Origin of the sequence: Paenibacillus sp. 23TSA30-6, assembly GCF_014858585.1 — a bacterium.
GTDB lineage: Bacteria > Bacillota > Bacilli > Paenibacillales > Paenibacillaceae > Paenibacillus.
In genome coordinates, this window is sequence record NZ_SLTL01000020.1 from 41,211 (window position 1) to 56,090 (window position 14,880).

Genomic DNA, 14,880 nt, shown 5'->3' on the forward strand with positions numbered 1-14,880 from the left:
TTTCCAGCTACGTTAGCGCGAGAATTATGTTTTGACGGATAAATGTCGCTAGTTCCTGGGGTCATAAACCAGTCAATGGCTTTTCGGCCGCTTCCAGCTTTCTCAACCGTTCTTCAATCTCGGAAGCAGAGAAATTTTCGCCCATGACGACGGCTACATCATTCACCGGCTTTTGCGGGCGAATCGGAATGATTTCCAGCTCCCGGTAGGCAAACTGGAACATCATCTGACCCTCTGATTCCAGAAAACGCACAATTCCTTTGGCTCGGTAAATTTCAGCAGGCAAACTGCGGAACAACTGTTCAAACTCGGAGCGTGGCACAGGTTGTCCAAAGAAATGCGTGTGAACGACTACATGGTCGTAGGAATGATAATGCTCCCCATGTTCGTGTTCGTGGTCATGCTCATGGTGCTGGTGGTCATGATGGTGATGGTCTCCATGATCATGAGCGTGTAGATGATTTTCCGAATGATGGTGATCATTCCCGCTATCGGCTATGGACTCCTTTTGCCCCGAAACGTCCATACGTTCCTCTCCTTGAATGGAGAAAAAAGTACCCGCGTCCACGTCGCTTCGTTGCGTGCTCACCGTCAGCGCGTATGGATTTAATTCTTTTACGAGTGCCTGTACCTCCTGTAGCTCGCCCGTAGCCAATAAATCAATTTTGTTAATAATCAGCTTGGAAGCGCATCGAAGCTGATCCTGCATCAGGCGATGTGACTTGTTTCTCTCGTGACCTGAGGCAAAATCCAGAAATTGACGCGCATCCACCACCGTAATAACGGATTGTAAAATCATTGAGGAGTAGATGGAGGCATCTGTCACCGCATCTACAATTTCCATCGGATTAGCCACTCCGGTACATTCAACGATAATCACGTCCGGCTTATATTCCTCAGCAAGATTCATCAGCTCCACGCCCAAATCTCCGCGAATGGTACAGCATATGCAGCCACTAAGCATTTCCTTCATGGGAGCCTGGCCGTTCACAAGACTGCCGTCCAAATTAACATCGCCCAACTCATTCATCAAAATAGCCGGCTTGAGTCCCTGCCCTTTATAGTAAGCCAGCGCCTGCTGAAGAAGAGTTGTTTTACCGCTGCCCAGAAATCCGGATAAAACAACAATCGGTATCATAAAATCCTCCTTGTTTTTACAACGTTTTAATAAGGATCGTACCGTAAAAATTTCCTTCTTGCAATCGTTTGTTGAAGTTTAATCGTAATATTTACGAATTAATACAGGCACATTGTCCAATTAAAGAACACAATTATATAGATGACCACGCTTGAACTTGTCCATAAAGGAGTACTCCAGACGCTACCAGCGGGCATGTTTGTCCCATTGCCGGCATAGGATGTAGACAAGAACCCTTATTCCCAAGGAGACGTAGAATGAAAAACAGTACGCTGTTGAAGATGCTGCCTTTTATGATTCCGTTTGCCTTTCTCATCCCTGTGCTTGTTACGCTATCTCCCCGGTGGCTTCGTTCGTTAGATATGAGTCAGCTACAGCCGTTAAAAACGGTATTTATGGGTATTTTTCTGGAAGCCGTCCCGTTTCTCCTTATCGGTGTGCTCGTTTCATCCCTTTTGCAATGGCTCGTACCGGAAACATGGATTCGCAAAATAGCGCCTGTGCATCCTGTGCCAGGTGTTCTGCTGGCCTCCTTGCTGGGTCTGCTGTTTCCCATCTGTGAATGCGGTATGATCCCTGTCGTTCGCCAATTGATGCTCAAGGGAATGCCTGCCTATATGGGCATCACCTTTATTTTAAGCGGGCCGATTCTCAATCCCGTGGTGCTGGCTGCGACGATGATGGCGTTTCCTTCCCATCCCGAGATCACTGCCGTTCGAATGGGGCTGGCCTTTGTCGTTTCTGCGATCATCGGGCTGATCGTGTATGCCTTTGTGCGTGTGCACCCGCTCAAACGGTCATTGCTCTCTTTTAACCAGCAGAAGCAGAACAACCAGACTCATCGGCATAATCGCACATGGCGGGGCTTTTTTGTACATGCTGGCGACGAGTTTTTGGACATGAGTAAATATCTCATTATCGGTGCGTTGCTGACAGCCTGCATCCAGACCTTTATCCCGCGTGATGAAATGCTTTCGTTAAGCGGTGGAGCGGCTGGCTCGTACGCCTTTATGATGGGCTTTGCCTACGTCCTGTCGCTATGCTCCACCTCCGATGCCTTCGTCGCTACTGCTTTTTCGCATACCTTTACACTGGGTCCGCTGGCATCCTTTCTTGTACTCGGCCCGATGCTGGATTTCAAAGGCACGCTCATGCTGCTAAGCACCTTCCGCACCAAATTTGTCGCCGTCCTGTGCTTGCTCATTGTTTCGCTTGTCCTGGTGGGCTCTATAGCTGCTGAATGGTTGTTGGGGAGGTGATTACGAACGTGAATTCAACCTTTAGCATCCGCTGGCAGTATGGCATGCGCTCCTTGCTCATGATTGGATTGGCTGTGTATATCATCACATTGAGTCAATCGAATTCCCTTCATTACTACTTGGCTCCACAAATGCAAAAGCTGCTCCTGCTCTGCCCCGTACCCCTGCTGTTTATCGCCTTGGCTATGGCGTGGCACGGCATAGCCGGGGAGCAGGAAGGCGAGGATTTATGTGATTGTGAGCATCCGTTGCCACAAAGCTGGGTCAAAAAAACACTTGTATACGGAATGCTTCTTATTCCGCTACTATTCGGTTCTCTGCTGCCCAATCAGGCGCTCGGCAGTGATATGGCGGCCAAAAAAGGCATGTCCTTCACGTATCCCAACCCGGATATCCGGCGCAAAACAGATATACAGACCACAAAAGCACCGGAAGTTTCCATGTTACCAACTGGATCTTCTACTCCAGCTTCACTCCCTCCAGGGGGAAAATGGAGTCAGGAAACGCTGGATAAGCTGTTCGTTCCACCTGATAAATACAACGTAGAATTTGCCGAGCTGGCGAAACGTCTGTACCAGCAGCCGACCATACAGATCAAACCGGAGATTTTTTCCGAAACCATTGGAGCCATCGAATTGTATAAGCACGCTTTTGAAGGAAAAAAAGTGCAGGTGACAGGCTTTGTCTATAAAGACGGCAGCTTGCCGGGCAATGGTCTGTTTGCGGTGGGAAGGTTCCTCGTTATGTGCTGTACTGCCGATGCCATGCCTTTCGGGATCATCGTCCAATCAAAGAAGGCACCGTCCTTTGACAAGGATACGTGGGTGACTATTGAAGGAACATTACATGCCACACAAAAAGGCAATGTACCCGTGCTCGAAATTCGATCCGAGAAAATAACCGCTGTGGCACAGCCGGAATCCCCCTATGTTTATACTCAGGCCGACTCGGTAGCCACCTTTGATCGCTTGAATGCAGCACACTAAACTTATTAAGGAGGAAGAATGATGAACAAGGTTCCTGTGATTTTAATCAGTGGTTTTCTTGGAAGCGGCAAAACGACACTGCTTCTGCGCCTGTTAGCCCATACCCGGCGAATTCCGCTCCGTCCCGCTGTATTAATGAACGAAATGGGTGAACACGATGTAGACGGCGCCATTATTTCTGAGGAAATGCCTGACGTATCGGTGGAAGGACTGCTGGAGGGCTGCATTTGTTGCAGCAAAAGAAATGAGCTGGCAGGCGCTCTGCACACCCTGCTCAGTCAGGAGCCGGATCTGATCTTCATGGAAACCACCGGGGTAGCCAACCCTGAGCAAGTGCTGGAAGAGCTTCGTTCCCCGCTGCTGGCAGATCGGCTGTATCTGGTTCACAGCATCAGTGTTGTGGACGCTGAGCTTTTTCACGAATACAACAGCCGCTTCACCGCGGATAAGGAGCTGGTTCGAACCCTGCATGGGCAGCTTCGCACCGCAGACTTCATTGTGGTGAACAAGACGGATGTCGCAAGTAGCCATAAAGTGACGAAGGTCGTCAAGAGCATCCGCAAGCTCAACGATACGGCCAAGCTGCAAACCGCTGAATATAGCCGGGTTGACCTCGAACCACTGCTAGAGCCTGTTCTGGCTTCCGTATCCGTTGCCGCAAAACCTGTACAGGTAACTCAACCCACATCAGCACAGGCGCAGCGAACCGATGCAGTCGCAGCGTCCGTCCCTGTTTCCTCCAAAAGTATCGGACGACCTGGCAGTATCTCCAGAAGTACGGCATTTAAAGTCATTTCTACGCACAGTCATAGCCATAACCACGATGCCAACCAGCCCCATTCGTTTTCCCGTCTGGAGAGCTTAACGCTGCATCAATATTCTCCACAGCCGCTGGAAAAGGAACGATTGGAAAGTTTCCTGACCGGGCTTGGTTCCTCGCTGCTTCGGGCAAAAGGCTATTGCGTGCTTCCGCACGAAGGTACGATGCTTTTGCAATATTCAGGCAGTCACCTGGAGTGGCAACCCACTGCGCTCCCCGTGAGCCAGGGGTATGTCACGCTCATTGGGGAGCAGCTCGACAAAGCATCCATTGTCGACCAATGGGAGCAGTGCTTTATTTCGCTTTAAATGACAGGTCTGGATTAAGACAAAAAAACCTCCTGCAGATGCAAGAGGTTTTTTAAAAAAGCGATGTTCACGAATTATTTGTATAATCCGTGAATATAACGCTCGTCTTGTTTTAAAGGTTATATTTTTTGTTAAAGCGATCCACACGTCCACCGATATCCACGTTTCTTTGTTTACCAGTGAAGAACGGGTGGGAAGCGGAGCTGGTATCTACACGGATAACCGGGTATGTGTTGCCGTCTTCCCATTCCATCGTTTCTTGGGAATACTTAGTGGAAGCACTCAGGAAAGAGAATCCACAGCTAGGGTCCAAAAAGATAACTTTGTTCAATGTTGGATGAAGATCTTTTTTCATATTATTCACCTAAGCTTTCATATCATTTTTATTGGTTCAAACTCAAACGTACTGGCGCAATACTCCATCAGTTGGCAAAAGGAACGGTTATGTCCCAGAAAAAAAGACGACAGATCGTAACGATTGCGCTCAGGTTCGTAAACGACAAGCAAACGATGCCGCATATATCGCATCGCCCATTGCACGAACGCCCCCGATCTTTCGTCAGCCTTCATCGTTATATAAGCATATAGTGAATGGTCTTCCGGCTCGTCCCAAATGCTGACACCAGCACAGGAGAATTCGGTAGCCACGTGCTTTCGATTCAAAAGGCAAAGCGTACCATGCAGCTCGGCATCTATCGTACAGCTATGAAAAAAGGCCGTTTGCTTAGGTGCAAGCTTTATCTTTGGACGCTCTATCCACTGGACTAATTCAAGTTTTCGCCGGTTCCATAACGCAGGCTTTTGCAAACTTAACACGATTTCTTCATCATGAAGTGGAGAGACCATGCCATGGCTCCTTTCATGAAGCCCTGTATCAGTAGAATTCAGGCTCCGTTCAGGATGCAAAACAATTCAGGTTGCTATGTAGCAAGCCCCAAATTATCTAGTTTCACGATGGATCGTGTACTTTTTCAGACGCGGAGAGTATTTTTTCATTTCAAGACGCTCCGGATGATTTCTTTTGTTCTTGGTTGTTGTATAGTTGCGGTCACCAGATTCGGTGCATGCCAAGGTAACAATTACGCGCATTTCTCTTCCTCCTTAAATGGAATACATGGTATACAATTACAATAGTAATTTTTACGATTAGTTCTATTCTATAATTCATGGTGCTCTTTGTCAACCTTTGACTGACGGTTTATCGCTTCTTCTACAGTATTCCAGCGATTACGGTACTGTGCCAGCTTCGGATGAAGTTCTAATGGTTCAGTCGAAAGTACCAATCTGACGTTTCTGATCCATTCATCGAACGAGGCATAGGATGCGCACAAATTAGCAGTTTCAGGACTTATATACAGAAAAAGCGGGGGAGTATATTTTTCCGCCAGAAAACGGATTGCTGCTTCAATCGGCGTATACTTTTTGCGTTTACCTTCCCAGCTCTCAATTACGACAGCACTCAAAGCCTGTTCCCGCTGCCACTCCCCAAGGTCGTCCACCCGCTTGTAATACGAGCGAACCGGCTGCTTCCACATTCTTCTGACTGTTTCCTCATGTAACGGGTATAGTACCAGTTTTTTAAAGGATAACGCAGCTCCTGTTTCAGCAAAAAGCTCCAGTTCCCTGGCTGTAATCTGCTCAAACGTATCATAATAGATCATAGTTCCTTTATGCGTCTCGACTGGAGGCTCATAGCCATAGGGTACATATTGAAGGTTTCTTGTCATGCCGGACACTCCATCCTTCCGTAGATGAACTTTTCCTTCTATATTATACCCTTGTTTTGGCATGAGTTTGCATAAAATGTTTATCCTTGCTGGGCAGCAGTCGTATTGCGGCGTGGGCCCCGGCGAAACTGCAAAGCGTAAAGTCCCATGGTTGCGAGCGCAATCAGCGCAAGAACCGTAAATATATTGCTAAAATTGAACACCTGCACGTTGGTTACGACAGGATTCAGATGAAAGGTAGACGAGGTATCTAGCGTTTTACCCAAAATACTGGTCGTCACTGCACCGGAAATAAAATTCAGCAGAGACAGCAATCCCATTCCAACACCAATCTGATCCCTCGACAAGGTGCGGGAAATCGTGTTAGACATGGCAATCTGCATAAAGGTTTGACCTACGTTTCCGAAAATAAGCAAAAATAAAATGAGATACGGAGACGCGCCCACAAAGGTAGACAAGCTGATAAAGCAGATAAACATAAGCGTAACTGCTGTGTAGACTAGAAATGAATTTCCTTTGCTATCGGCCAAACGCCCTCCCCTTTTACCAAGCAACGCCGACGCAATGGCAGCAGGAAACATAATCAATCCAATCGTTGCAGGCGCAAGCTGATTGAGACTGTTCAGAAACTGCGGCGCCAGGTACGGCAGCCCAAAGCTGACCCCTGCTCCCAAAAAGGCTATAAACAATCCGTAAGAATATTGCTTGTTGCGGAACAGCTTGGGCTGAATGAATGGATCTTTAGCGGTAGTGATCCGCCATATAAACAGAGCAAACAGCACAATACCGACCAGAAAAAATATAATACTGCTTTGCGAAATGGAAAGCAACAAGAAGGCTACCGTTCCGCCCAGCAGCAATCCACCCAGAAAATCAAATTTCTGATTCTCTCCCCGCTGGTCGTCCAAATATTTGCGAAAGAACGGCAAGGCGATAAGCGGCAGCATGGAAATAATGAACAAAAAGCGCCAGCTTGCAAAGCCTGTAATCAAACCGGATATAATCGGAGCCAGTGCCGTACCCAGGGCCAAGCCAATTGCTGTAACGCCCAAGGCGCGTCCTCTTTTTTCGGCAGAGAAATAACGGACAGGAACGATCATAGCCGTTGCCGGGATGACAGCAGCCCCTGCGGCCTGAAGCAAACGGGCTACAATCAGCATCCAAAATTGATTGGCCAACAGACCAATAAGCGAACCTAGTGCAAAAAAGATAATCCCAAACGTCAGTAAATCCTTGAGACGGTATTTATCCGCCAACTTACCGTAGGTCACGGAGCCAACCGCATACACAATCATATAACCGGTTAACAGCCAACTCACATCGGAAGCACTAATATGAAACTCCTCGCGAATCACAGGCATGACTACATTAAACATAAAGGCGTTCATTACTGAAAAAACAAGTGTGAAGGCCAACACACGCATAAGCTTATCCGCATTGGGATAAGTTTGTTCTTTTATCATTGGTCTCTCCCTCTCCTGAAAAACTATCTATGCTGCAGAGTTTTCTATAGCCACTCTCAGTCGGATGATGCTTCCCATCGCTACCGCTTTGCTTGTACAACACCATTCCGCCTACTCCGTTTTGATGTTCACTTTTCAAGTTAGCTTATACAGGAATTTTCTCTATATATCCATTCAAACGCGGGCGTTCGCAGGCCGGTAATCGTGAAGTATTTTTTTCAAAAGACCTCGAAGAGCCTCTAACTCCCCCACAGATAACGTTTCGCCTACCGAGCCTTTAACCTTCTCAACCGTATGCTCAGCTACCTTGTGAATTTTCAAGCCTTCCTCAGTCAAATAAATCTGCTTCATACGCGCATCTTGCGGGTGACTTTTGCGTACTGCCCAATTTTTCTTAACGATCCCGTTCACCAGGCTGGTGACGCTTGATTTATCTATAAGCAGCAGCTTTTCCAAATCCGTATTGGTCACTCCAGGCGACATTGCCAGTATATAAAGCGTCTGCGATTGCGGGGAGGTAAGCCCCAAAGGACGCAACGCCGTCTCAATCTCGCGCCGGACTGTAGTAAAAATCCATTTAATTAAATACATCGTGCTCTCTTCCTCCCAGGGAAGACAAACGGGATACACCTCACTTCCCATGTGGTTACTAACCTCCATAATCATTGAATTTTGATAGTTTGAATTCCAACTAATTTTAAACAGTCGCCTATCTAGTGTCAATACTTTAGTCGTTTTTAAGTACATTTTCTAGTTAAACTTATTTAAAATCTTATGTATAGCAAAAAGACGAGCCCAGTAAGGGAAGCCCGTCTCTTTGCTTGTTGGTTCATGTATAATTGCTTGTACATGAGAAACCATTGGAATACGGCTTAGTCTGCGGTTTTCACTTGAACCAGCGGGTACTCTTTTCCATCCACCGTTACTGTACTGGCATCGTCTAGCTCCAGCCGTTGCCAAATGGTCAGCAGTGTGCGATAAGGATACTGCTTCAGGTCATACTCGGTTGGCGCGTCAGCGTCCGTTCCGGTTCCATCGGTTGCCGTACCACTCGCCGCTGTAGTAGTCCCCGATGTCGTGCCTGCGCCCGATTCTCCTGTCACCGTTTCGGCCTGATCAGCGCTGTTCCCCCTGGAAGTACTGCCACCGCCAGCCGTTGAACCACTGCCAGCGGTCCCCCCTGTTGTCGCACTTCCTGGAGACGCACTGCCGGTCTTCGTGTCACCAGATTGTCCAGTGTTGGCTTTGCTAGCTGCTTCCTTGTCATTCTGTTCAACCAACGTAAAATTTTCGTATAAATGCTCCTGTTGATCCGCACCTACAATGACGAGCTTTTTAGGCTTAAACGTCGCCTGCTCCGTTGAATTTTGAAAAGCGAACAACAGCTTGACCATTTTCGTAGTCGCCTTGGTGTTGGGCACATGAGTCACAATCGCCGTAGGCTCTTCCTTTACGGGTACTGTAGGCTTCACTACAGGCTGTTGCACTGGCTTGGGTGTAGTGAAAGGCGCAGGCGCGGCGGCATCAGAACCGATTACTCCCGCTGCTTTCAGGCCGCCTAGCGTGCCTGCAATAACGACAAGCACGATCCCGGAAATCACCCCACCCTTGCGAAAGCGACGAAGCGTTTTGGCCAAAGACGTATCCGTCTCACGCTTTGCTGTCAGATAGAAATTTTTAAAGACAGGCTTGGCAGGCTCAAAATATTCACGCCACAGCGTTTTTTTATGCAGCCCCTCGCGTCCTTCCTTCTGGAAGAACAAAAGCAACGCACGTCGATAGGCTGGTTCAAAACCGCCTCGTGGCGTAGCGAATTCGGCATGTCCCTCCGACCAGCGGATAAAACGGTACATCGTATCGTTATCCTTCGCCCATTTGCGGATCGAGCTAACCAGTCGAGCAAAATCCAATATTCCTTCGCCCGTGCCATCGGAACGATAGAAGGCGGGCAGCAGGCGGGCAAAATGGCCCTCCGCAAGCTGCTGGGGCAGCCAGCTGTAAGCCCAGTCCTGCACCTTCTCCACTTCGCCCGGCTCCAGACCGTCTAGCACGGACGGTTCCGGGTTCTCCGTGCTAAACCAATCGTAAGCCGCAATCAAGCGCACCGCTTGTCCCTTGAGCGGGGCTGGCAGCTTCCCGACCCACTGCACCAAATCAGGACGGGTAAAGAACGGAATCTGTACGACCTGATCAGGTGAGATTTCCTTTAGCTCCACTTCGGTAAGCAAATACCGATCCGACGCTTCCTGCAAGCGTTCCGTTAACCCGGATTGCTCCAGTGGAGAGAGTTGGCCCCCCGTAGAGCTACTTTCCCATTGCTGCAACCGTTGATGAATAGCAGCCACAGCCTCTACCGGCTTTCTTTCGGCACGCAGCCTGCCCATCAATGCGGACTCAGCCAAAAGCTGAAAATCGGCATTCGCCGATACTTCAATATATCGACTGCCCCATTCATGCACGACAGCCAGCAACCCCTTCACATCCGGTGTTCTTTTCATCTGACTGTCCATGTAGGGAATGAACAGCATCTTCGTGAGCGCCGGATTACCCAGCACCTTCGTAAAATACGCCTTGCCCAATGAAGGATTTTCTTCAATTGTATGATAAATAAAAGTGACAGCTTCCGTATTTCTGGCGGTATAGGCGTTATTCAGCGAGCGGATCAAATACTCCACCAACCGATTCTCGCTGCTACGCGCGTGAACTTTATAGTAATCCTTAAAGCAGTCGACCAGACCCACGTCAGGAATATATCCATCCTTCACCCGATCAAATTCATGATCAAAAAACGACAGAAATAAGTCATTTAGCAGCATTTTACGTGGCAACGCATCGGGAGAAGACAAATAATCAGTCAAGCTTCTCAGCACGGAAATTCGCCGTTCGTTATATAGCGCCCGCTCTCCCTGCTCTATTCTGTACAGCGTAATGAGCTCGTGATAGCTGGATAGCGTCAGATCACGCCCCGCCTCCATGCCAGTCAGCATCTGCTCGGCAAATTTGAAAAAATCGTCCGGCGTCCCCCCATTCAGCAACGTACGGGTAATCCAGTCAAAATACGGCTGTCTTACCTGCTCTGCATCCACATTGAGTATCCGGCCACTGTTAGTAAGGTCAAATACAAAATCCTTTTCCACATTCCGATCACCAGGACGCAAACTGAAAGGCTCAACAAACATCAAATGAATGCCTTTTCTGCTGTGCGGCTCCTTCGCGTATGTAAGAAATCCGAGTCTGTTGCGAAATGCATAAGGCAGCGCCGTATACAACACACCCAGCAACAGCTTGGCTGAAGATGCCACCGCTTCTGAAGGAACGTTCAATGCTATATATACCTTTTTACGTCCCGTCGCGGACATCATAACTGCATATAGAATCTGCTTGAAAACTTCTTCGCCGAGCTGCAATTGAGACAGCACCGCAGACGGATCAACAGATGGAAATACGCTCCCACCCGGAAGACGCTCCAATTCCGGCAATTCCGTTCCTTGCTCAATATCGTAAGTATCGACAAAAGATGTGTTCAGCCACTGCTTGTAATCAGACGGAGATTCACCATGCCCGCCTGGAATCACATAATTGTGCGTAAAAAAGGCGCTCCGTAACCCGGTAAAATCCGCTGCCTTGTAGATACTGCGTCCCAGCACCACATCCCCGGACTCCGTCCGTACCAGATGCATGGCTTCCGGGTAGACGCTCTCCTGCTTCTCGCCACGCGCCGTTAAAGCAGCAGGCGCATCATACACACACAAGGGATGCAGCACCTTTTTAATAAAGGTAGTGTCCAGCCCCTTGGAATTGGCCACCGTATCGAAGCCTTCCGTTGAACGAAAAATACCACGCCGTTCCCGTGTGTACATCTGCTGCTGTATCAAATGAGAGGTAGAATTACTCACTGTGATTCTCTCCCCTCAATGTACTTCAGCTTGTAGAGTAGCCAAATGAAGGGCTCATCCACACGGATCGGACTAACCAGCCCTTGCAGCTTTTGATCTACTGGATTGCTGCCCAAGGCGGAAACCGCAAAATAGGCCGTATCTGTAAAATACACATCCATCGTGCCCTTGAACGGCTTATCCACCTTTTCAATGAACCGCCGAACCTCGCCATCAATGTTCGCAAACTCATCCAAATCCATATACTTTCGGTGCTCCATCGGATTAAAGATATTGCTGTTCGTCTTGATGTACGTGCCTTCTTCATCTGCCAGCGCAGTGAGCATGTCACTTTTGGTCAGAACAACGGCGGTTGGAATGTCCGTTTTCCCCTTTTCCTGATACGCGATAAAATCACCGAACATCGTAAGTACGACGTCACGCGGCTCATCATATTGCGAAACCCATTCGCCCGGCTTGTCGCCGATGTTAATCTTGATACGCTCCCGAATAGAACGGATTTGCAGCGGATCGACCATAAACAGAATACCCGCCGAATTTTTAATATGCTGCCCGTGCAGACCCAGATAGTCCTGATCGACCATCCCTTCACCGGCAACATCAAAAAACACCAGCGTCAGTGGCGGTTTTTCCTCATCCTTAAACACAAACTGGAAGATAAAAGGCTCCTGCATCTTTTCCTTCTGTGTAGAGGTCAGCAGATCCCCACGCTCAAACAACGGTTCCTCATACATCGTACGGAACTTGCGGCTGATCTCCGCATTGAGTGGCATGCAAGCCGCATCAAAATGATCAGCCGTAACATGCTGCAACGTATGAATCAGGGAGGTCATGTAGACAGATTTGCCCGCCTGCGAAGCTCCAATAATCGAAATAATATTACTCGGCACCTTACCAGCGGTCACTGGCAGTTCGTTATGGCAATGTGGACACAATCTGCGACGTGTAAGCTCGCCGTAACGATCCGTCAGACCTGTCAGTACATGATCCGAGTACAAACGATGTTCCTCAGGAACATCAAGAGGGTGAAGAATGGCTTCCATATCATGTACACTGTCCAAGCCAAAGCGCTCCCGGTATTTGTTCAGCAGCTCATCCTCGCCCAAAGCATAATCCTCGTCATCCTCACGGTGATGGGAAGCGCGGAATACAACTTCTTCCGGGGAAAATTTACTAAAGCAATAAGGGCACACAATATCATAAAATAACGGCCTTGGTGCTGCCTGTGGCTTTCTTCTGAATAAATTGCTAAGAAAACTCATCGGTTGCGGCCTCCTTTCATTCAGGGACTAATTCATATACCATGCCATATTTCTGACCGTCCGTAAAAAACAACCGCACATATTCATCTCCGCCTACTTCCACAGCGGGCAACACATTTCGTCCCGCAGCGAACGGTGCCGTGAACGGGTATAAGGTCCCGTCCTCCCGGTCCGCCGGATAGCCACCACGCTTTTTCACATAGCAAAGCGCCTCCTGCGGAACAGGAACTTCAGCCGTCACCTGAATCTGCACCGTTTTGCGGCTGCGAAACCAGCTTTTTTTGTGGTGAACCGCATATCTGATTTTAGCTTTGCCCGTGCTCAGTTCCAGCCGGTTAGCTCCATTCTGCTGACGGATCACAAAAGTATCTCCGTCCTCCCGCACAGCCGGATACACGGTATACCGCACGCGTCCAATGCCATCGATCCGGTCGCGGTAACTGCCAGCAGCTTTGTACTCCTCACGTGTGAAGAGCTTAAGGCTTGAAAAAGGCGGCAAGGCTTCGGCATCTTCCTGCCTGTTCACACCCGGATCGGCTAATTGTTTCGCAATATATACCACGGCTGCTCCTTCCGGCCACTGCCAGCGAAGCACAACCCGGTTGTCGTCAATTTTGTGGCTCAGCTCCGAAATAACAGGATCACTGGGCTGTGCATCCCTATACTGCATAAGTTCCAGCCTCCCGTTCTAAAATCCACTGCTGCGTCGATTACGCGGCGGGCCTTCCGGTGCGCCTCTCCGGCGACCTGATGGCGCACCGGGGTTTCCTCCGCCGGAAGAACGGCGAGTATTTTCCGCAATCGGCAGCACGAGCGAGAAGACGGCGATCAGGGCCGCCAATACGAGCGCTGCCATCAAACGAATCATCAAATCACTGATGGGCGAGCCGGACAGGCCCTTTTCCAAAATAAAGCCAGCAAGCAATCCGGCAGGAATCCCGCCAATCGCGAAATTCCGCGCCAGAAAACGGTTATCGAACATCAGTCCGAGCGCCAATCCCAGTAGGACTCCAACAATTACCAGAGCCGTTACGCGATAAATGGCAAAATACAGACTGTCCGCATACTCACCTGTTCGCTCCGTTACCAGTGTACGGTCGCCGATTTTGTCATAAATTTTACCGAACGCCTGAGTAAGACCTTGTGCATTCGCTACATTGGAGTAAGTTCCACCCGTCATTTGGGCAATATTTTGTAATAATGCTATACCATCGGATTCAGCGAGCTTCAGACCGATCGTATTAATCGGAATCTGCCGGGCGATGTAAGGAGCCAATGCCGTCTGAGTATCCAGATCACTAAAGCCGTCAGACAGCATAATAACGAGAGAACCCTTTTCTGCATTACCCTGAGTTTCAATTTCCTTGATGGTTTCATCCAAAGCAAGACCGATTTCTGTGCTGCCTGTCATTAAGGTATGCATGCTGTCGATTTTGGCATAAACGGCTTGCTTCTCCGCATCTGTGCCAATCGGGGTAAACGGCTGAACCAACTGCGCAGTGGACTCAAAGGAAACAATGGCTACCCGCTTGTCTCCATCCATTTGACCAATTAGACTCTTGGCGGCTGTCAGACGTTCATTGTCGGGATCTGTTTGCTGCATACTCCCGGAATTATCAATGACGAGCACGAGGTCCTGTACACTTTTGCGACCTTCGGGGTTTACCTGATAGCCCAGTTCCAGCAGCAGCCCTGCCACGAACAGCATCACCAGCGTAGCAGGCACCAGCAGCTTCCAGGACAGCCCGGAGTACCGCTGCCGCCATGAAGGCCCGTTCAGTTGTGGCGAAATCCACTCGCCGATAAGGCATCCCAGGCCAATACACAGCGCCATGATGCCAAAATACAGCCCAAGCACGATGATATGCGGCCAGTGGCCTATCAGTTTGTTAAGAATCAGCTCTCCAATGATGAAGCCCACTACGGCGCCCAGCAAGCCGAACAGCAGCAGGAGAACATTAAATTTACGCTGCTTCATAAGAATCGTTGCTTCCTTCCATAATTAAAGTAGGATACACATG

General features: G+C 49.0%; 14 protein-coding genes. 3 read left to right on the forward strand and 11 right to left on the reverse strand.

All coding sequences use genetic code 11. The annotated features are described in order from the left end of the window. Positions 1-61 precede the first annotated feature (61 nt). Positions 62-1,138: a CobW family GTP-binding protein gene (locus E0698_RS17875; protein ID WP_192512425.1), complete on the reverse strand. Its 1,077-nt coding sequence runs from the start codon at positions 1,136-1,138 to the stop codon at positions 62-64. A gap of 257 nt (positions 1,139-1,395) precedes the next feature. Between E0698_RS17875 and E0698_RS17880 the strand changes: the two genes are divergently transcribed. The 3 genes from E0698_RS17880 to E0698_RS17890 are packed head-to-tail and all read left to right on the forward strand — an operon-like array spanning position 1,396 to position 4,511. Beyond that, complete coding sequence (locus E0698_RS17880; RefSeq protein WP_192512426.1) at positions 1,396-2,397, forward strand: permease; 1,002 nt, start codon at positions 1,396-1,398, stop codon at positions 2,395-2,397. 8 nt (positions 2,398-2,405) lie between these two features. Further along, complete coding sequence (locus E0698_RS17885) at positions 2,406-3,383, forward strand: TIGR03943 family putative permease subunit (protein ID WP_192512427.1); 978 nt, start codon at positions 2,406-2,408, stop codon at positions 3,381-3,383. Positions 3,384-3,401: 18 nt separating this feature from the next. Continuing rightward, positions 3,402-4,511: a CobW family GTP-binding protein gene (locus E0698_RS17890; protein WP_192512428.1), complete on the forward strand. Its 1,110-nt coding sequence runs from the start codon at positions 3,402-3,404 to the stop codon at positions 4,509-4,511. 112 nt (positions 4,512-4,623) lie between these two features. Here E0698_RS17890 and E0698_RS17895 read toward each other — a convergent pair whose 3' ends face one another. The 10 genes from E0698_RS17895 to E0698_RS17940 all read right to left on the reverse strand — a co-directional run bounded on the left by E0698_RS17895 (position 4,624) and on the right by E0698_RS17940 (position 14,837). Further along, complete coding sequence (locus tag E0698_RS17895; RefSeq protein ID WP_014281334.1) at positions 4,624-4,866, reverse strand: type B 50S ribosomal protein L31; 243 nt, start codon at positions 4,864-4,866, stop codon at positions 4,624-4,626. 17 nt (positions 4,867-4,883) lie between these two features. Further along, on the reverse strand, positions 4,884-5,357 hold the full coding sequence (locus tag E0698_RS17900; RefSeq protein ID WP_192512429.1) for a hypothetical protein: 474 nt from the start codon (positions 5,355-5,357) through the stop codon (positions 4,884-4,886). 93 nt (positions 5,358-5,450) lie between these two features. After that, positions 5,451-5,600: a 50S ribosomal protein L33 gene (gene rpmG, locus E0698_RS17905; RefSeq protein WP_007430271.1), complete on the reverse strand. Its 150-nt coding sequence runs from the start codon at positions 5,598-5,600 to the stop codon at positions 5,451-5,453. Positions 5,601-5,668: 68 nt separating this feature from the next. Next, a complete protein-coding gene (locus E0698_RS17910; protein ID WP_134909826.1) occupies positions 5,669-6,238 on the reverse strand; it encodes a hypothetical protein in 570 nt (189 codons plus the stop codon). An 80-nt stretch (positions 6,239-6,318) separates the two neighbouring features. Next, a complete protein-coding gene (locus E0698_RS17915; protein WP_192512430.1) occupies positions 6,319-7,701 on the reverse strand; it encodes an MFS transporter in 1,383 nt (460 codons plus the stop codon). 174 nt (positions 7,702-7,875) lie between these two features. Further along, positions 7,876-8,343, reverse strand: coding sequence for a MarR family winged helix-turn-helix transcriptional regulator (locus E0698_RS17920; protein ID WP_134909830.1), 468 nt, complete (start codon positions 8,341-8,343; stop codon positions 7,876-7,878). A gap of 230 nt (positions 8,344-8,573) precedes the next feature. Further along, positions 8,574-11,597 carry a GAP1-N2 domain-containing protein gene (locus E0698_RS17925; protein WP_192512431.1) on the reverse strand — a complete coding sequence of 1,008 codons (3,024 nt, stop codon included), beginning with the start codon at positions 11,595-11,597 and terminating at the stop codon, positions 8,574-8,576. Continuing rightward, positions 11,594-12,859 carry a TRAFAC clade GTPase domain-containing protein gene (locus tag E0698_RS17930; protein WP_134909834.1) on the reverse strand — a complete coding sequence of 422 codons (1,266 nt, stop codon included), beginning with the start codon at positions 12,857-12,859 and terminating at the stop codon, positions 11,594-11,596. Before E0698_RS17930 ends, E0698_RS17925 begins: the two co-directional genes overlap by 4 nt. A gap of 16 nt (positions 12,860-12,875) precedes the next feature. Further along, complete coding sequence (locus E0698_RS17935; protein ID WP_192512432.1) at positions 12,876-13,529, reverse strand: beta-mannanase; 654 nt, start codon at positions 13,527-13,529, stop codon at positions 12,876-12,878. Positions 13,530-13,547: 18 nt separating this feature from the next. Further along, positions 13,548-14,837 carry a vWA domain-containing protein gene (locus E0698_RS17940; protein WP_192512433.1) on the reverse strand — a complete coding sequence of 430 codons (1,290 nt, stop codon included), beginning with the start codon at positions 14,835-14,837 and terminating at the stop codon, positions 13,548-13,550. Positions 14,838-14,880 lie beyond the last annotated feature (43 nt).